The organism is Limnobacter sp., from assembly GCF_043511195.1.
Lineage (GTDB): Bacteria > Pseudomonadota > Gammaproteobacteria > Burkholderiales > Burkholderiaceae_B > Limnobacter.
Genome location: NZ_CP121330.1, coordinates 1,577,329 through 1,595,727, shown reverse-complemented (window position 1 = coordinate 1,595,727; position 18,399 = coordinate 1,577,329). Strand labels below are relative to the sequence as shown.

Sequence of the window (18,399 nt, the reverse complement as noted above, 5' to 3'; positions counted from 1 at the left end):
TCTCCTAAAAACAAATCTCAAATGGCTCACCCTTGTAGTTCCACCTTTTACAGGTTGGCGCCCACTACCAAAGACAGGAAGTCACGGTCTTTGAATGGATCGAAATAAGCCTTGTCATTGAACATGCTGTAGTTCATCTCCGCGAAGTACTTGGCAGACTGAATCTCAGCCCTCAATCCCAAGCCCAAATTCATGCGGTCTTCAAGAAATACGCCATCCGCTGAATAACCCTTAAAGTCATGCGAGAAAAAGATTCGAGGCGCCAAAGTAACGCCAAACAATGCATCTGGATATTGGGCCACTGACAAAATACGATAACCAAATGCGGTCTCGGTTGCATAGCCATCAACAACGCAATTCTGGGGATTGGGGTTTACGCCGGCATTACAATCACCGCCATTGTATGTCGCGTGGGCACCGGCACCGAATGCAGGTGAACGGCCAAAACGTTCACTGGTGAATGGATCGCCGATACCGCGCCACATTTGCGCGCCCACTTCAGCGACAAGAGCCACTTGACTAGCACCTAGACGACGCGGAAACAGCTTGATCGTTGATACCTGTGCCTGAATTTTATCCAGGGGTTTGGATCCCGACAAAATTGATCCTTCCGGAAATGCAGTGTTATCCCCATAGCGTGCCAAAGGACCATCACCTGTGGCACCGCCTTTCAACAAATCGGCAGTGTTGTAGGCTGCAGGAAAGTCTTTAGTGTAACTAACCTCTCCAAACACTGAATAGCCGAAAAACTCAGTCGCTGCAGAAACCCCTGCCACCTGAATATTCTCAGCGCCATAGTCAAAGAAATAAGACAGCGGGTTCACTACACTCTGACCACCAGCTTCAAGTCCATTGAAAATTGAACCCTCGTAATTCGAAGGAGTTTTCTTCAAAGACAAATTGGGGATCCGTTGATGGTAATTTACGACGTAAGCACCGAACTCAGTGCCGATCTCACCAGCATAATACCGCGCAGCCAAGCCAACCTGCCCACTATCTTTGGGTCTGCGGTCAGCCAACTGTGCCATGCGGAAGTTAAGATTACCCAAATCAGCAGGTAGCCCAGTGATCCCACCGATCAAACCCGTCAAACCATTAATCCCTGATGTTGTCGAGGTATCAAACGGCGCGCCACCGACAGTCACGGTACCCCCACCCTCGAAACTCTCGCGATCGTTGTATCCGGTAAAATCAATGTCACCCAATGGCGTACTCAGAATACCTGGGTTAATGGGGGAACCCTGAAAATTACAATTCAGCAAGTCAGCAGGAGAAAAGAAGGTACCACAACCATCAACCACCACTTTCTCGTGATTGAGCTGAACAAAAGTTTCTAGTGAAAGCTCGTCTGTTGCCTGCAAATTTGCAGAAATTTGTGGGATCGGCAGGAACACTTCCTTCAACTGAGCGCCAGGGCGGCGCAAGGCAGCGGCGTCAAAGTTTGAATATTGATTCACACCGCCAAGTACGAAAAGGGCCTCCCCCCATGTCACAACCTGATTACCCGCTTTCACGGTCAGTGGTTTGCCCAAGGGTTCGAAATCCCCAAACACATAAGCATCCAGGAACTGGGCATCTTCAAACTTGGTACCTTTGTCGAACCCATTGTCGTTCAAAGGTTCGTTTGGCCGAAAACCATTGTTTGCGGAACCGTGAGGTACGCGGTTGCTGCGGTTGTGAAAATCTGAAAATGCCTTGGCACGAACGAACACGCCAACATTGTCTTTCTTCAACTCAAGCTCGCCCACCGCTTTGGCCACCGCGTTGAAGACATCACCCTTGTTGTAGTTCAAATTACCGTCGTCCACCGTACCGCTAGAGGCCTTGCCACCATTGCCGATAAACACCAGCGACTCATCGGCATCCTTCGTTCGCATAGAGGCACCGACAGTGACCTCCATTGCCCATCGCCCCTCAATGCCGGCAGGGCCTTCGAAGGCGCCTGCAGCGGCCGACAGACCGTGCGTGGAGACCAGCGCAGATAAAACGGCAAATTTCAAAGTGGAATTCTTGGGCAGAAAACCGGCCATGTGTGTCTCCTCAGGGCCTTATGGCCTCTCGAATAGGTAGTTAGATCACTAATCTGAAGTGTTTAGTTGTTACCCCTCTTACTAAAACACAGAGCATTTAGATTCACAAATCGAACAATACCCACAAGAAATAGAAAAGCGCTTGCAAAAATCCATGTAACTTGTGAGTAAATTTCGATTCCCACTGTGCGCCCAAGTTTAAATTTGCGCAAGAAACAGATTGCCCTAACACACAGTAAGAATCACACTGACAAAGTGAACAACCATTCAGCGCACAGCCGTGACACCATTTTATAACCACAAGCAATACCAACTGATTGCAAAAGCAATTCAGCTACTGGAGCAAAACGCAAGCAGCTTCGGCGCGGATCAACCGCAAATCGAACCCAAACTTGACACACTGGCCAAACATTTGCACACCTCGTCATATCACCTGCAACGCACTTTCACAGAGTGGGCTGGAATCAGCCCCAAACAATTTTTCCATTGCCTGCAGAAGGATCACGCCCGCAAGCTGATTGCCTCCGGCAAAAGCATTCTCCAAACGTCCACTGAACTCGGGCTCACAAGCGGCAGCAAACTCCATCACTTGATGTTGAAGTTCGAGGCCTTGACACCAGGGGAGATCAAAACGCAAGGCTTGAATTTAACCTTCACGATTGGGCAGGCGGTCAGCCCGTTCGGTCAAGTATTCATTTGCCTCACAGACAAAGGGGTAAATAGCCTCGAGTTCGAAACCGATGAATTGACCTATGGGAGCTGGGCCAATGCGCTCGCCGGGCTGTATCCCAAAGCGACTTTTGTTGAGTCACACAAGAAAGCAGAGAGCATCATCGCGCAAGTTTTTCGCCCAGCTGCACAGCCTCCATTCGATGTGTGTTTGCACTTGCGAGGCACCCCATTTCAACTTCAGGTTTGGCAAGCGTTGATGCATTTGCCTCTAGGGCACTTGGCCAGCTACCAACAAATCGCAGCTCACATCGGGAAACCTTCGGCCAGCCGTGCGGTGGGAAGCGCCATTGCGAAAAACCCGATCGCTTTTCTTGTTCCTTGTCACCGAGTCATACAAGCCACAGGGGAACTGGGGCAGTATCGCTGGCAAAGTGAACGTAAAAAAGCCCTGCACCTTTGGGAACAGGGCCAAACATCAGCATCGGTCAACGTCGCTTGAGCAACCCGTCTTCAATCATTTGTGCGAAATGCTCGCACAAAGTTTCTGTTAAAGGTCTGTATCTAACACCCAAGCTGCTCGTGGAACGACTGTTATCGAATTTCAGCGCATAACCCACATTCTTCTGAATAAAATCACGACTGACTCCTGCCGCAATCGGCGCTACCAACTTTACTAAAAACTTTGGCAACTGCTTCTTGGGCAGTGGATACTTGGGAAAACGTGCACGCAGAATAGTGGCCATTTGCAACAAGCTCGCGGTGTGTGCAGACAAAATATGACGTCCCTCCGCATCTGGATTAAATCCCGCCGAAATATGAGCCTTGGCCACCTCACGAACATCAACAATGCCGAACTCCAGCAAAGGGACCCCAGTGCGCTGTCGCCCACTACCCAAGTCCCGCATTACGTCGATACTTGTGGATTGGGTTTGTGTGGTCAAAGAAGGCCCCATGACCAAACTTGGATTAATTGTCACCAAGTCCCATCGAGATTGATTCTTACAAATTTCCCAAGCCCTTCGCTCGGCCATCACTTTCGAATACGAGTAAGGCTGATGACTTTCGCTACTGGTGTTATTCCAAAGCTGCTCAGTGAAAACACCACCTGGTGCCTTCAAAATTTCAACTGCATCCCCATAAATCGATGCGACCGAACTGGTAAGCACAACTCGGCGAACCGATTCCACAGCGTTACAAGACTTTAAAACATTGTCGGTACCCTCCACTGCCGGGCGAATCAATGCCTCATAGGGATCAGTAAACCCCTTAATCACGAAAGGCGAAGCAGTATGAATAACCAACTCACACCCCTCGATTGCCTTCGTGAAACTACCTTCTTGAATCAAATCGGCGTCAAACAACTTCAGCGTGCCCTTGGCTCCATTGGCCGCCTTCAACAGGTGGGCAACCGAACTTTCTTTGCTTGAATCGCGCACCGTTGCATGAACCAAAAACCCGTCATCCAGCAAATACTTCACAATCCAGCTGGCGATATATCCCGACGCGCCCGTCACACAGATCGGCTTGTTCTTGTCAATTGCTACCATCTTCATCATCCTGCATTCAAATTCTGTTTAATATAAAGCATCACCCATTACCAGCACTGCCCTTGCGCACTACTGTAGCACCCCATGAAATCAACATTGAATTTATTACGCACGCTTAAAGTCATTCCATTCATCCTCCTGGGTGGTTGCTCAGCGCTTCAAGTCGTCAACTCCGTGTCAAAAATTTACACCGCTGAGGTAAAGGAAAATATTGAGTTTGGTGCCCACCCCAAGCTCAAATACGACTTGTACCTGCCAGACAACGCCAATGAAGAGTTCAGCAGCACGCCAGTTGTTGTTTTCTTTTATGGAGGCAGCTGGAATCGGGGTGACAAATCAGAATATGAATTTGTTGGGCGACGTCTCGCCTCCATGGGGTACATCACTGCCGTACCTAACTATCGCCTGTATCCCGAAGTTCAATATCCCGATTTTCTGGAAGATGGCGCACAAAGTATTGCGCACCTGAGCAAAGAGCTGGCCAAGCCTGAATACATCAAGCTAAACCCCGCCACACAATATGTTTTGATGGGCCACAGTGCCGGCGCGTACAACGCAGCCATGCTTGCCCTTGATCCCCGCTGGTTAAACGCCGCAGGCCTTGAACACCAAACAAAGGTCCAAGGACTAATCGGCCTGGCCGGTGCTTACAGCATTTACCCGATCAAAGACACCGATGTACAGCCTGTCTTTAATCACCCCAACTACCCGACAAAGTCCCAACCAATCGATTACGCCAACAAAGGCAATGCACCAACGCTACTACTCGCTCCCGAAAGCGATACCTTAGTCAGCATCGAGAGAAATACCATCGCACTGAACAACGCGCTAACAAAGGCAGGTAATACCTCGACCGTAGAAAGCGTAGACGGAACTGATCACATCACCTTAATCGGCACACTGTCGCCCCTCTTGTTTTTCAAAGGCAGTACCGCAAAACCTATTGAAGCATTCATGCGCAAACTTCATCAAAACAGCGAAAAAACGGGTCCAATCAAGGGCTAGAGAGTCCGCCCTAAAAACTCAATTGACCTGAGCTTTGGCTTGGAATGATACTTGTAAGTTACACAAATACTTACAACAACGAGACAAGCCAAATCTATGTTTAAAAAATCAAACACAGTTTCCGTGCCGAGAAACGTGGGATCAGTCACCCAAATCGACTCAAAAGCAGAAACAAGTCCCTATGATGTCAGCATGACCCGCGATAACGTTGAGGCCATCTGGAACAGCGTAGAAAGCTTTTACAAAACAGGACTGCAGCCAGGCATGACCATGGTCATTCGCCGTCAAGGTGAAATTGTACTCAAACGTTCAATTGGCCACGCCAGGGGCAATCCCCCACCAAACCATCCCGACCAAGATGTTGAACAGGTGCTAATGACACCTGACACACCAATCTGTCTGTTCTCCGCTTCCAAGGCAATTACTGCCATGTTGATTCATAAGCTTCAAGAGCAGGGAAAACTTCAACTCAACGACACAATTGGGAAATATATTCCAGAGTTCGCATGCAATGGAAAAGAGAAAATCACCATTGCACAAGTGCTGTCCCATCGTGCGGGTGTTCCTCAAATACCCATAAGCAACCCTCATCCATCCCTGCTATTCAAATGGGATAGCGTTATCGATTTGATCAACTCCGGCTACACAAACCGCGGCGACGGCAGTCAACAGGCTTATCACGCGATCGTTGGTGGGTACATTCTGGGCGAAATGGTGAAAAGAATTACCGGTAAGTCAGTTGAATCTGCCCTACAGGAATTCATCGCGAAGCCACTTGGTGCCAAATACCTCACCTATGGTCTTAACAAAAAACATCAAGACTTGGCTGCATTTAATTACAGCACTGGCGCCACTCCAGTATTCCCGATCAACGTTTTGGCCAAACGGGCACTCAATATTGAATTTGAAAAGATAGCCAGCATTTCAAATACACCTGGCTTCATGGACGCCAGCATCCCAGCTGGAAACATTTATGGAACAGCGGACGAAGTCAGCCGTTTTTATCAAATGATGCTGGATGGTGGTACTTTTAATGGAAACCAAGTATTTGAGGAAAACACCATTAAGCTGGCCACCCGTCCAGCCGGTCCGCTGACTATCGATCAGACTTTGATGATCCCAATCAGGTTTTCTACTGGTTTCATGCTGGGTGAGAATGTATTTTCTTTATTCGGCATAAAAGCTCGCAAAGCATATGGCCATCTTGGCTTGATTAACATTGTGACGTGGGCAGATCCTTCACGAGATATATCGGTGGCATTTTTGAACACTGGAAAATCACTGGATCCTCGTTCGCTACCCGCGCTTGGCAAAGTACTGATTTCAGTGAGCTCCAATTGCAGTGTTTTGAAATAACCCTACGTCGTCAGCACCCCTGACGAAACACCTAAGTAAACAAACAAAAAAAGCCAGTTTATTTGAACTGGCTTTTTTTGTGCTTTCTGATCGGTATTTAGTAAGTGAACAACAAATAAAAAACCCCGCCTCGTATTGAGAGCGGGGTTTTTTGGTATTGGAGAGCCTGACGATGTCCTACTTTCACATGCGAATGCACACTATCATCGGCGCTGAGGCGTTTCACGGCCCTGTTCGGAATGGGAAGGGGTGGTTCCACCTTGCTATGGTCGTCAGGCAAAGAGGGTTGGCTGTAAGTGCGGTGCAAAGATTGCACTTACTTGTTAGCTAACCAGCGTTGCGGCTGATTGGCTCGATTCGGAACTGATGAGTTATCTCGATAGAAAGACTATCTTGTCGATGCGTGTTGCGGGTATATCTTTGTGCACAAACTACCTTGATTTTCATGGAGGCGCGAGCCTCCGGTAGATTTACTGTGTGTTGTTTCATGTGCGTATCTTATTAGCAAGGCTCAATGCTATAGAGCCAAGCCGCACGGGCAATTAGTACTGGTAAGCTTCATGCCTTACGGCACTTCCACACCCAGCCTATCAACGTGGTGGTCTTCAACGGCCCTTCAGGAGGATCAAGTCCTCAGGGAAATCTTATCTTAAGGCAAGTTTCACGCTTAGATGCTTTCAGCGTTTATCTCTTCCGTATTTAGCTACCCGGCAATGCCACTGGCGTGACAACCGGTACACCAGAGATACGTCCATTCCGGTCCTCTCGTACTAGGAACAGCCCCCTTCAAATTTCCAACGCCCACGGCAGATAGGGACCAAACTGTCTCACGACGTTTTAAACCCAGCTCACGTACCTCTTTAAATGGCGAACAGCCATACCCTTGGGACCGGCTACAGCCCCAGGATGAGATGAGCCGACATCGAGGTGCCAAACACCGCCGTCGATGTGAACTCTTGGGCGGTATCAGCCTGTTATCCCCAGAGTACCTTTTATCCGTTGAGCGATGGCCCTTCCATACAGAACCACCGGATCACTATGTCCTGCTTTCGCACCTGCTCGACTTGTCAGTCTCGCAGTCAAGCACGCTTATGCCATTGCACTATCAGTACGATGTCCGACCGTACTTAGCGTACCTTCGAGCTCCTCCGTTACTTTTTAGGAGGAGACCGCCCCAGTCAAACTGCCCAGCATGCACGGTCCCCGACCCAGATAATGGGTCAAGGTTAGAACCTCAAACAGATCAGGGTGGTATTTCAAGGTTGGCTCCACAAGAACTAGCGTTCCTGCTTCAAAGCCTCCCACCTATCCTACACAAACCGGTTCAAAGTCCAATGCAAAGCTACAGTAAAGGTTCATGGGGTCTTTCCGTCTAGCCGCGGGGAGATTGCATCATCACAAACACTTCAACTTCGCTGAGTCTCAGGAGGAGACAGTGTGGCCATCGTTACGCCATTCGTGCAGGTCGGAACTTACCCGACAAGGAATTTCGCTACCTTAGGACCGTTATAGTTACGGCCGCCGTTTACTGGGACTTCAGTCAAGAGCTTGCACCCCATCATTTAATCTTCCAGCACCGGTCAGGCGTCACTCCCTATACGTCCACTTTCGTGTTTGCAGAGAGCTGTGTTTTTATTAAACAGTCGCAGCCACCATTTTATTGCAACCCCTTCACCCTTCCATTGTTCATGGTCAAGCTACAAGGGCGTACCTTCTCCCGAAGTTACGGTACCAATTTGCCGAGTTCCTTCTCCTGAGTTCTCTCAAGCGCCTTAGAATACTCATCCCGCCCACCTGTGTCGGTTTGCGGTACGGTCAACGTGTAACTGAAGCTTAGAGGCTTTTCTTGGGACCACTTCCAATGGGTTCGTAGCCGTAGCTACTTCCCCCCACACCCTTGAGTATATGACAGCCGGATTTGCCTAACTGTCCTCTATGATGCAGGGACCAGGATATCCAACACCTGGACCACTTTCCACGATCCGTCCCCCCATCGCATTACACGTCGGTGCAGGAATATTAACCTGCTTCCCATCGACTACGCATTTCTGCCTCGCCTTAGGGGCCGACTAACCCTACGCCGATGAACGTTGCGTAGGAAACCTTGGGCTTACGGCGACAGAGCCTTTCACTCTGTTTATCGCTACTCATGTCAGCATTCGCACTTCTGATACCTCCAGCATGCTTTACAACACACCTTCGCAGGCTTACAGAACGCTCCCCTACCACATACACTTACGTGTACATCCGCAGCTTCGGTTATCTGCTTAGCCCCGTTACATCTTCCGCGCAGGACGACTCGATCAGTGAGCTATTACGCTTTCTTTAAAGGGTGGCTGCTTCTAAGCCAACCTCCTGACTGTTTTAGCCTTCCCACTTCGTTTTCCACTTAGCAGATATTAGGGACCTTAGCTGGCGGTCTGGGTTGTTTCCCTCTTGACACCGGACGTTAGCACCCGATGTCTGTCTCCCGAGATTGCACTTACAGGTATTCGGAGTTTGCCATGGTTTGGTAAGTCGCGATGACCCCCTAGCCATAACAGTGCTCTACCCCCTGTAGTGAGACTCGAGGCGCTACCTAAATAGCTTTCGGGGAGAACCAGCTATCTCCCGGTTTGATTGGCCTTTCACCCCCAGCCACAGGTCATCCCCTAACTTTTCAACGTTAGTGGGTTCGGTCCTCCAGTTGATGTTACTCAACCTTCAACCTGCCCATGGCTAGATCACCGGGTTTCGGGTCTATACCCAGCGACTAGACGCCCTATTCGGACTCGCTTTCGCTACGCCTTCCCTACTCGGTTAAGCTTGCCACTGAATGTAAGTCGCTGACCCATTATGCAAAAGGTACGCCGTCACGGAACAAGTCCGCTCCGACTGTTTGTATGCACACGGTTTCAGGATCTATTTCACTCCCCTCCCGGGGTTCTTTTCGCCTTTCCCTCACGGTACTAGTTCACTATCGGTCAGTCATGAGTATTTAGCCTTGGAGGATGGTCCCCCCATGTTCAGACAGGGTTTCTCGTGCCCCGCCCTACTTGTCGTACGCCTAGTTCCACAATCGAGTTTTCACATACAGGGCTATCACCTTCTATGGCCGGACTTTCAAGACCGTTTTGTTAACTCAAATGCTAAATCGTACAGGCTGTTCCAATTTCGCTCGCCACTACTCTCGGAATCTCGGTTGATTTCTTTCCTCTGGGTACTTAGATGTTTCAGTTCTCCAGGTTCGCCTCGCACAGCTATGTATTCACTGTGCGATACCCCTAAAAGGGTGGGTTTCCCCATTCGGACATCTACGGCTCAAAGCTTGTTTGCCAGCTCCCCGTAGCTTTTCGCAGGCTACCACGTCCTTCATCGCCTATGACTGCCAAGGCATCCACCATGTGCACTTATTCGCTTGACTCTATAGCGTTAAGCCCTGCTTCAAGTTACTCACCCGAAACAACACTGTAATCACCATAAAAAGCAAAGTAGTTTGTGTGTATTCTAAATTTCAAGCGCCGGTGCATATCAGGAACGATACACACCCACTTCTTGAGAAGAACGATGATGCAATCGCATCAATCAAAATAGCTACACCTTAAATTTTAAGGAGTATCTATCTCGATATCTCATCATTTCCAAATTGTTAAAGAACAAGTCCAAACCCCTTGGGGGCCTGGCGACTCTTACAGCCAAATGGATAAACACCGCAGTGCCAAGCACCGTGCGCTTATTCATTTGACCGCAAGGGCGATGCAACTTTTTTGTTCGCATCACTTACTTGCCAACTTCGCTAACAGCCAATCTTATTTAAACACTCGATACAAAAACATCCCAAACACAGCACAAAAACTTGGTGGAGGTGAACGGGATCGAACCGATGACCCCCTGCTTGCAAAGCAGGTGCTCTCCCAGCTGAGCTACACCCCCAGGTGTTTGCACTACAATAACCAATGGTGGGTCTGGATGGGCTCGAACCATCGACCCCCGCCTTATCAAGACGGTGCTCTAACCAACTGAGCTACAGACCCCGAAAAACTTTTCAGCCCCAGGGCCCTGACCTCTAAACAATGCTCTCGCACCGCAATTAAAGGCCCTCTCTTTTTGCTGCTTGTATCTTGCGTCTAAACAAACCGATAAGTGTGAGCACTAAAACCAAACAAATTCAAGACTTGATCTACTTCTCTTTCTCTAGAAAGGAGGTGATCCAGCCGCACCTTCCGGTACGGCTACCTTGTTACGACTTCACCCCAGTCATGAATCCTACCGTGGTGACCGTCCTCCTTGCGGTTAGACTAGCCACTTCTGGTAGAACCCACTCCCATGGTGTGACGGGCGGTGTGTACAAGACCCGGGAACGTATTCACCGCGACATTCTGATCCGCGATTACTAGCGATTCCGACTTCACGCAGTCGAGTTGCAGACTGCGATCCGGACTACGATCGGTTTTCTGGGATTGGCTCCACCTCGCGGCTTGGCAACCCTCTGTCCCGACCATTGTATGACGTGTGAAGCCCTACCCATAAGGGCCATGAGGACTTGACGTCATCCCCACCTTCCTCCGGTTTGTCACCGGCAGTCTCATTAGAGTGCCCTTTCGTAGCAACTAATGACAAGGGTTGCGCTCGTTGCGGGACTTAACCCAACATCTCACGACACGAGCTGACGACAGCCATGCAGCACCTGTGTGCAGGTTCTCTTTCGAGCACCAATCCATCTCTGGAAAGTTCCTGCCATGTCAAGGGTAGGTAAGGTTTTTCGCGTTGCATCGAATTAATCCACATCATCCACCGCTTGTGCGGGTCCCCGTCAATTCCTTTGAGTTTTAACCTTGCGACCGTACTCCCCAGGCGGTCAACTTCACGCGTTAGCTACGTTACCAAGGAAGTAAATCCCCAACAACTAGTTGAAATCGTTTAGGGCGTGGACTACCAGGGTATCTAATCCTGTTTGCTCCCCACGCTTTCGTGCATGAGCGTCAGTGTCATCCCAGGGGGCTGCCTTCGCCATCGGTGTTCCTCCGCATATCTACGCATTTCACTGCTACACGCGGAATTCCACCCCCCTCTGACGCACTCTAGCCCGGTAGTCACAAATGCAATTCCCAGGTTAAGCCCGGGGATTTCACACCTGTCTTACACAACCGCCTGCGCACGCTTTACGCCCAGTAATTCCGATTAACGCTTGCACCCTACGTATTACCGCGGCTGCTGGCACGTAGTTAGCCGGTGCTTATTCTTCAGGTACCGTCATCCCCCTAGGGTATTAGCCCAAAGGATTTCTTCCCTGACAAAAGTGCTTTACAACCCGAAGGCCTTCTTCGCACACGCGGCATTGCTGGATCAGGGTTTCCCCCATTGTCCAAAATTCCCCACTGCTGCCTCCCGTAGGAGTCTGGGCCGTGTCTCAGTCCCAGTGTGGCTGATCGTCCTCTCAGACCAGCTACTGATCGTCGCCTTGGTAGGCCTTTACCCTACCAACTAGCTAATCAGCCATCGGCCGCTCCAATAACGTGAGGCCTTGCGGTCCCCCACTTTCCCCCTCAGGGCGTATGCGGTATTAATCCGGCTTTCGCCGAGCTATCCCCCATTACTGGGCACGTTCCGATGTATTACTCACCCGTTCGCCACTCGTCAGCGGAGCAAGCTCCCTGTTACCGTTCGACTTGCATGTGTTAGGCCTGCCGCCAGCGTTCAATCTGAGCCAGGATCAAACTCTTCAGTTTAATCTCTGCAAAATTTACTAAACTCGACGGAGTAGATGTTATTCAAACCTTGACGATTTGAACTTCACTTACTTTATTCCGTGAGCACTAACTCTGAATCGTGATTCAAAGTCATTCTTTTTGAGAAAAGAACAAACCTTAAACCCATCTGGTCAGTGCCCACACTTATCGGCTGTTAACTTGTTAAAGATCGCTTCGAAATTTCTGCTAACCTTGCTGCTCTTCACTACTACTTAAAACCTTGAAGAACCGCTTGCTTGCTTCGTTTCGTCCTGCTTGTCGTGCAGCAGAGAAACGAGATTATGCACATCAATCCAAAACCTGTCAAACACTTTTGGCAAATAAATTCAAAGAATCTTTACATGAAAGTTAGACCGAGCGTAAAAATACTGCAATCACAAGGACTTGGGAGTCGACGCGAGTGTGAAAATATTTTCTGGAATTCAGAGATTTTTCGGAACGAAACTCGACTTGATCCCGAAATTGATGAAATTTCATTGGGCGATACCCTTTTAATTGATGGAAATACCTTTGAAATTACCCAGTACAAGTACTTATTGATGCACAAACCGGCGGGGTATGAGACTTCTCACCTGCCCAGCCACAATCCTTCTGTGTTTGATTTGCTTCCCAAGCACTATATAAAGCGTGGCTTGCAGGCTGCGGGTAGGCTGGATGTGGACACAACCGGGCTTTTACTGTTCTCGGACGATGGTCAGTTTATTCACCGTCTGATTAGTGGGAAGGTAGGCACCAAACAAGAGATCGAGAAGATCTATGAAGTGGCTAGTGCCCGCCCGTTCACGGAATTGCAATTGCAACGATTACTGGAAGGCGTAGACCTGGATGACGAACCGGAGATTATTTATGCCAGCAGGGCCAGCCTGATGGCAGATGGCAGACTTGAACTGGGCATTACAACCGGTAAGTATCACCAGGTAAAAAGGATGGTGGCGGCTGTTGGCAATCATGTAGAGAGATTGCACCGTCGCGCTGTTGGACCTTACGAGTTACCCGCGGATTTACCACCTGGCTCTTATATAGAGATAGACCCAAGCCCGGTGCTGAACAGAGGGTCAGCAAAAGCTGCCTGAATTAAAAGGCTTTCTTTCCCATTAACCCTTTAAAAATGCCCCGAATTCGAACTAGAAAGTGTGTTGTACCAACAAACACTTCGAGTACAATACGGGGCTTGAATTTTAAATCCTCATCAAACTCATGAAAACAGCACAAGAAGTTCGCCTAGGCAACGTGGTTATGGTTGGCAAAGACCCAATGGTGGTTTTGAAGACTGAATACAACAAATCAGGCCGTAACGCCGCCGTTGTAAAAATGAAAATGAAAAACCTGCTGACCGGCGCAGGCATGGAAAGCGTTTATAAGGCGGACGAGAAGTTCGAGCTGCTGGTACTGGAACGCAAGGAAGTCACTTACTCCTACTTTGCAGACCCGATGTACGTTTTAATGGATGCGGATTACAACCAGTACGAAGTGGAAGCCGAAAACATGGGCGACGCACTGAATTATCTTGATGATGGCATGGAATGTGAAGTGGTGTTCTATGACGGCAAGGCGCTGTCTGTGGAATTGCCGACAAGCCTGATTCGAGAAGTTGAATACACGGAGCCCGCAGTGCGCGGCGACACTTCAGGCAAAATCATGAAGACAGCCCGTATCAAGCCAACCAGCTTTGAAATTCAAGTGCCTGCATTTGTTGAAATTGGTGACAAGATTGAAATTGACACACGCACTGCTGAATACCGCAACCGCGTGAAGTAAATTATCCACAATACAGTGGACTTGCTGGGGCCCCATTGGGGCCCTTTGTATTTTCAGGCATGAGGCGCTATGCACATCGGGATTGTTTGCAAGGTAATCGATAATTTCGGCGATGCTGGTTTTTCCCTTCGTTTGGCCAAAGCATTGGCCTCTAATGGGCACAGCGTAGATTTATTTCATGACCATTCTGCTACTTTTAGTGCGCTGTACCCGACTCACGACATTGACAGGTTAACGTTAATTGATGCGACTCAAGCTGCGATTGAAGACACCGCAGTGCGAGCGCCAGATCTGATTCTGGAGCCTTTCGGGACATCGAGTGAACAAACCCGATTTCGTTTTGATGTGGCACTGAAACGCAATTGTCCTGGTGTTCCGTGGTTGCTGATTGATTACCTGTCATCCGAAAAATGGGTGGAAAGCTTTCACTTGAGTACCTCTGTGGACCCCGGCACGGGACACATGACCACATTTTTTTATCCTGGCTTTACGGAGAAAACTGGTGGACTCATTCACTGCGACTACCCAAGGCACTTGCTTGACTGTCCACCGCAAGCGAAAAAGACAGGTCTCGATATTTTCATTTTTGCCTATTCGAATGCGCCGGTAAGGGAGTTAGTTTATGCCTGCAACTCGACGAATGAGCGCGAACACACGATACGAATTGGACTTGCCGGGAATGGAATGGCGCTTAAAGCGCAAGATTGCGCAAAGCTGCTCCCATTCGTGCCTCAAAGTCAATTTGATGAATTGCTGGCGCAACACGATGTATTGTTCGTGAGGGGCGAGGATTCATTTGTTCGGGCTCAACTGGCGGGCAAACCACTTATTTGGCAAATTTACCCCACCGAAGACAATGCACATGCCGAAAAACTAACCTGCTTTTACGAGCTTTATGCCGAGGGGCTTGACGCGGATTGCAAAGTGGCACTTTGGAATTGCTGGCTGGCTTGGAACGGTATTGATACAGAGGCCGATTTTGGCGAGATTTGGATAGCGCTTTTACCGCACCTACCCGAATTACAAACCCATGCGATGGGGTGGCAAACTCGACTTCTAAACGGTCGGGAACTTGTAAAGGAAGTTCTTACATGGTGCCGTTTGCAGACTCCTACTTTGCTTGAAAAGCCTGATTTATAAGGCTTTTCTCAGCAAAAAGAAACGCACAGGGAAGGCAGACACTGAATTCAAGTTCAACGCTTGGATTCAACCATGCTGTCATTTCTTCTTTCTCTGGGTTTGGGTTTTGGCTCAATTGACCTGGCACAACTGCCAGCACAACAAGTTGAGCAAATCGCAAGAGAAGTCATGATCGAACTGGAATCTGACATGCGAACAAAACCCTCTTTGATTGTAACGGAGCGCCCAGAACCTACTCCCCTTGGTGCCTTGGCTTATGCCAACGGTAAATGCGTGGTTATTGTGAACACCAATGAAACGGCGTGGGCACAATGGGGAAGATTTTTGAATGAAAACAACCGCGCACAATGGCCAAAAATTATTGCAGCATCCGTTGCTCACGAAATGGGACACTGTTTCCGGGAAAGTCGTTCTTTCGTGGCCAATTACGAAGTGAATGAGGACGAGTTTCGTGGTATCCAGCACACCGGAAGCTTTGGACCAAAGCCAGAGATGGTCTACAAACAAGAATTGTTTGCGGACGCTGTGGCGATTCTCTATGCAAAAGAGAATGCCGGGAGTGATGCCGACACTGTGATTGATTCCATGATCGAGGCACGGGAACGATTCAGTGCCAATGATCCAACACACAACACAGCAAAGATGTTGAACCGCCTGATCGCGAACGACACTTCACGCCAAGACAATGAAACATTGGGTTTGGCGGCCACGCGTTTGCTATCCGCACTCTAAACCCGCGCATTTACTTATTTGGCACGCGGAAATGCGTTGTCATAGACGCTGGAAAGGTGATCAAAATCGAGTGCGGTGTACACCTGCGTGGATGCAATTGATTCATGCCCCAGCAACTCCTGAACCGCTCGCAAATTTTGCGTACCTTGCAACAAATGACTTCCAAAAGAGTGACGCAGCATGTGCGGGTGCAGATGTTGACCCAAACCGCAATTCGCAGCATGGTCAGCGACGTCTCGCTGGGCTTGCCTGACAGTCAATGCCTGCCCCTTGGCGGACACGAACAGTGAAGTTTCTTGCAACCGGCCCAGCTTGACCAAATGACGCTGGCGAGGTTCTACAAATTCTTTGAAACGCGTTTGCAGCGCATCGACCACAGGCACAATTCGGGTCTTGCTTCCCTTCCCGATAACCCGCAGTTCTGCGGCCCCGTTCAAGACGTCAACCCGAAGTGTTAAAGCCTCGCTGATTCGCAAACCAGTGCAGTACAAAAGTTCAATTAATACATGCGCCTGGGCGAACCGAAACCGTTGCGGAAGCGGTATGGCAAGCAATGCTGCCAAAGGATCAACTCCCACCGCCTTGGGCAATGATCGAGGCAGTTTGGGTGTTTTGAGGCCCAAGGTGGGATCAGCCTCGATTGCGCCGTTGTTAAGCAAATATTTAAAAAAACCCCGCCAGCTTGAAGCAATGCGGGCGAGGCTTGCGGGCGCAGCGCCATTTGCATGACGCTGGGCGAGGATTGATTTGAGTACTGAGGCTGTGACTTGGTCATGTGGGCTGCGAATCAAAAGCAGGTCACGATGAGCAGCCTTCACAGAGTTGTCGCTGTAACGACGCTCCAGGCGCAGAAAATCCAGATACCGCTGAATCAGGATTGCGGATTCTGGAGTCTGCTCAGTGCGGCGCATGCGGTTTCAGCCAGTGTATTCAGAAAATCGGTTTCTAAAGTTGGCGAGAATCGGTCTTTGTCTGGTGAGCCGAAACCCAGACAACCGAAGGTCACCGGACTGGCACCAATACGCAAAGGGATCAACACCACCGAGCGGGGTGCCACTTGCTCTCCGTCAAATAACGACAAGGTCGGCGCATTTTCTGCAAAACCACAATAGAGATTTTTCATGTCATCAATCCGGCTCTTGTCGGAATCACCGATTGAACAATCGCTTTCGTTCCACAGCTGTAAACGAACAATTGGTACTACAAATTTCTTTTGGATTGCGTCGACCAGCACGGCAGGTAGATCGATTGCATCTTTGACTGTCAACAATGTGCGGGTAATCGCCTGCAAGTTGCCGATGATGGCTTGATTCTCAACCGCAGCATGGGTCAATTCAACGACACGGAGTTCAAGTGATTTGACTTTCTCACGCATGGTTTGAACTTGACGCTCGTGCAGCGAAGCCACATTCCCGGTGCTTTGCTCGGGCAATTTGATGAAAGCCAAAATACCCGGGTTCTTGATTAAGAAATCGGGATGTGCCTTCAAAAAATCGGCAACCTGAACGGCCTCGTCAGTCATAAGTAAAACTCTCCTTCAAAAACTGTTTGCGCTGGGCCTGTCATCAAAACATCACTGTCCTGTTGCCCACTCCATTCAATGGTAAGCGTTCCACCGGCTTTGACCACGTCTACACGCTCGGCAATAAGCCCCATTTTCATGCCCACGACAGCTGCCGCGCATGCTCCTGTTCCACAGGCCAGAGTTTCTCCCACGCCGCGCTCATAGACGCGAAGGTGAACCTGGCTGCGACCCACCACATGAAGAAAACCGACATTGACCCTCTCGGGAAAACGGGGATGTGATTCCAGGGTTGCGCCGAGGTGCTGAACCAATTCATCAGAGGCAGGTTGTTCCAAAAGTATCACAACATGCGGATTTCCCATGGAAGCGACGCCAACCCACAGCTCTTCGAGCTCAGGACCTAAATCGATCGGGAGCTTGTATTGCGTTAGGGCACCCGCTTTTCGGGTGACCAAACCTTCTGAAATAAATGGCACATTGCCAGGACTGAATTCAGCGGGCCCCATGTTGACTTTGACCCAATTGTGCCTGATCAATTCGGGCTGAATAATACCAGCAAGTGTTTCCTCTGTGATTTGATTTTTCTGAGTGAGCCCTTTGTCAAACACATACTGCGCGAAACAACGTGCGCCATTGCCACATTGCTGTACCTCTTGTCCGTCTGCATTGAAGATGCGGTATTTGAAGTCGGCCTGCGAAGAAGATTCGACAACAAGGACCTGGTCTGCACCCACGCCGAAATGGCGGTCGGCGAGTCGCTTGATCAGCCCAGGACTAAGGTCAATTTGACCGGCACAGTTATCGAGCACAACGAAGTCGTTGCCCGCACCGTGCATTTTGGTGAACCTGAGTGTTGTCGGATTAGTCATCTTTGATCTGTTGAGCCATCAATCTGTTTAATTCAG

At 49.5% G+C, this 18,399-nt stretch carries 12 protein-coding genes, 2 tRNA genes and 3 rRNA genes; 7 read left to right on the top strand and 10 right to left on the bottom strand.

Annotation, left to right across the window (positions count from 1 at the left end; translation table 11 throughout):
• Positions 1-47 precede the first annotated feature (47 nt).
• A complete protein-coding gene (locus P0D43_RS07645; RefSeq protein WP_159568367.1) occupies positions 48-2,030 on the bottom strand; it encodes a DUF1302 domain-containing protein in 1,983 nt (660 codons plus the stop codon).
• Between the two features lie 280 nt (positions 2,031-2,310).
• Here P0D43_RS07645 and P0D43_RS07640 point away from each other — a divergent pair, with 280 nt between their 5' ends.
• Positions 2,311-3,201 (top strand): methylated-DNA--[protein]-cysteine S-methyltransferase, encoded by an 891-nt coding sequence (locus P0D43_RS07640; protein WP_394673659.1) that lies wholly within the window; start codon positions 2,311-2,313, stop codon positions 3,199-3,201.
• Here P0D43_RS07640 and P0D43_RS07635 read toward each other — a convergent pair.
• Entirely contained in the window at positions 3,188-4,249 is a 1,062-nt protein-coding gene (locus tag P0D43_RS07635) for an aldehyde reductase (protein ID WP_159568365.1), read from the bottom strand. The two genes, P0D43_RS07640 and P0D43_RS07635, sit on opposite strands and share 14 nt — an antisense overlap.
• 84 nt (positions 4,250-4,333) lie before the next feature.
• Here P0D43_RS07635 and P0D43_RS07630 point away from each other — a divergent pair, with 84 nt between their 5' ends.
• Together P0D43_RS07630 and P0D43_RS07625 are read left to right on the top strand one after the other, a co-directional pair.
• Positions 4,334-5,254, top strand: coding sequence for an alpha/beta hydrolase (locus P0D43_RS07630; RefSeq protein ID WP_394673658.1), 921 nt, complete (start codon positions 4,334-4,336; stop codon positions 5,252-5,254).
• A gap of 135 nt (positions 5,255-5,389) precedes the next feature.
• Positions 5,390-6,610 (top strand): serine hydrolase domain-containing protein, encoded by a 1,221-nt coding sequence (locus P0D43_RS07625; RefSeq protein ID WP_341236512.1) that lies wholly within the window; start codon positions 5,390-5,392, stop codon positions 6,608-6,610.
• A gap of 164 nt (positions 6,611-6,774) precedes the next feature.
• Here the strand turns inward: P0D43_RS07625 and rrf are convergent.
• From rrf to P0D43_RS07600, 5 genes are all read right to left on the bottom strand, one after another.
• Positions 6,775-6,887: ribosomal RNA gene (rrf, locus tag P0D43_RS07620) — 5S ribosomal RNA — on the bottom strand.
• Between the two features lie 244 nt (positions 6,888-7,131).
• Positions 7,132-10,013, bottom strand: a 23S ribosomal RNA gene (locus tag P0D43_RS07615).
• Positions 10,014-10,446: 433 nt separating this feature from the next.
• Positions 10,447-10,522, bottom strand: a tRNA-Ala gene (locus P0D43_RS07610).
• A 24-nt stretch (positions 10,523-10,546) separates the two neighbouring features.
• Positions 10,547-10,623, bottom strand: a tRNA-Ile gene (locus P0D43_RS07605).
• A 164-nt stretch (positions 10,624-10,787) separates the two neighbouring features.
• A 16S ribosomal RNA gene (locus P0D43_RS07600) occupies positions 10,788-12,318 on the bottom strand.
• The 16S, 23S and 5S rRNA genes sit together here with 2 tRNA genes alongside, the layout of an rRNA operon.
• Positions 12,319-12,575: 257 nt before the next feature.
• Between P0D43_RS07600 and P0D43_RS07595 the strand changes: the two genes are divergently transcribed.
• From P0D43_RS07595 to P0D43_RS07580, 4 genes are all read left to right on the top strand, one after another.
• A complete protein-coding gene (locus tag P0D43_RS07595; protein ID WP_394673657.1) occupies positions 12,576-13,412 on the top strand; it encodes a 16S rRNA pseudouridine(516) synthase in 837 nt (278 codons plus the stop codon).
• 124 nt (positions 13,413-13,536) lie between these two features.
• Positions 13,537-14,097: an elongation factor P gene (efp, locus tag P0D43_RS07590; protein WP_159568363.1), complete on the top strand. Its 561-nt coding sequence runs from the start codon at positions 13,537-13,539 to the stop codon at positions 14,095-14,097.
• A gap of 69 nt (positions 14,098-14,166) precedes the next feature.
• On the top strand, positions 14,167-15,237 hold the full coding sequence (gene earP, locus P0D43_RS07585; protein WP_394673656.1) for an elongation factor P maturation arginine rhamnosyltransferase EarP: 1,071 nt from the start codon (positions 14,167-14,169) through the stop codon (positions 15,235-15,237).
• 72 nt (positions 15,238-15,309) lie between these two features.
• Entirely contained in the window at positions 15,310-15,969 is a 660-nt protein-coding gene (locus P0D43_RS07580; protein ID WP_394673655.1) for a hypothetical protein, read from the top strand.
• Positions 15,970-15,983: 14 nt separating this feature from the next.
• Here P0D43_RS07580 and P0D43_RS07575 read toward each other — a convergent pair whose 3' ends face one another.
• From P0D43_RS07575 to dapF, 3 genes are read right to left on the bottom strand one after another with little or no spacing between them, the layout of a single operon-like run.
• Complete coding sequence (locus tag P0D43_RS07575; protein ID WP_159568360.1) at positions 15,984-16,880, bottom strand: tyrosine-type recombinase/integrase; 897 nt, start codon at positions 16,878-16,880, stop codon at positions 15,984-15,986.
• A complete protein-coding gene (locus P0D43_RS07570) occupies positions 16,841-17,491 on the bottom strand; it encodes a DUF484 family protein (protein WP_341237803.1) in 651 nt (216 codons plus the stop codon). Before P0D43_RS07570 ends, P0D43_RS07575 begins: the two co-directional genes overlap by 40 nt.
• Positions 17,488-18,363 (bottom strand): diaminopimelate epimerase, encoded by an 876-nt coding sequence (gene dapF, locus P0D43_RS07565; RefSeq protein ID WP_394673654.1) that lies wholly within the window; start codon positions 18,361-18,363, stop codon positions 17,488-17,490. The genes P0D43_RS07570 and dapF overlap by 4 nt, the downstream gene beginning before the upstream one ends.
• Between the last annotated feature and the right edge of the window lie 36 nt (positions 18,364-18,399).

Bases quoted from the DNA above. Each gene is read 5' to 3' on its own strand.
- dapF (WP_394673654.1), bottom strand. From the start codon at position 18,363: ATGACTAATCCGACAACACTCAGGTTCACCAAAATGCACGGTGCGGGC.
- P0D43_RS07575 (WP_159568360.1), bottom strand. From the start codon at position 16,880: ATGCGCCGCACTGAGCAGACTCCAGAATCCGCAATCCTGATTCAGCGG.
- P0D43_RS07630 (WP_394673658.1), top strand. From the start codon at position 4,334: ATGAAATCAACATTGAATTTATTACGCACGCTTAAAGTCATTCCATTC.
- efp (WP_159568363.1), top strand. From the start codon at position 13,537: ATGAAAACAGCACAAGAAGTTCGCCTAGGCAACGTGGTTATGGTTGGC.
- earP (WP_394673656.1), top strand. From the start codon at position 14,167: ATGCACATCGGGATTGTTTGCAAGGTAATCGATAATTTCGGCGATGCT.
- P0D43_RS07635 (WP_159568365.1), bottom strand. From the start codon at position 4,249: ATGGTAGCAATTGACAAGAACAAGCCGATCTGTGTGACGGGCGCGTCG.
- P0D43_RS07570 (WP_341237803.1), bottom strand. From the start codon at position 17,491: ATGACTGACGAGGCCGTTCAGGTTGCCGATTTTTTGAAGGCACATCCC.
- P0D43_RS07580 (WP_394673655.1), top strand. From the start codon at position 15,310: ATGCTGTCATTTCTTCTTTCTCTGGGTTTGGGTTTTGGCTCAATTGAC.
- P0D43_RS07645 (WP_159568367.1), bottom strand. From the start codon at position 2,030: ATGGCCGGTTTTCTGCCCAAGAATTCCACTTTGAAATTTGCCGTTTTA.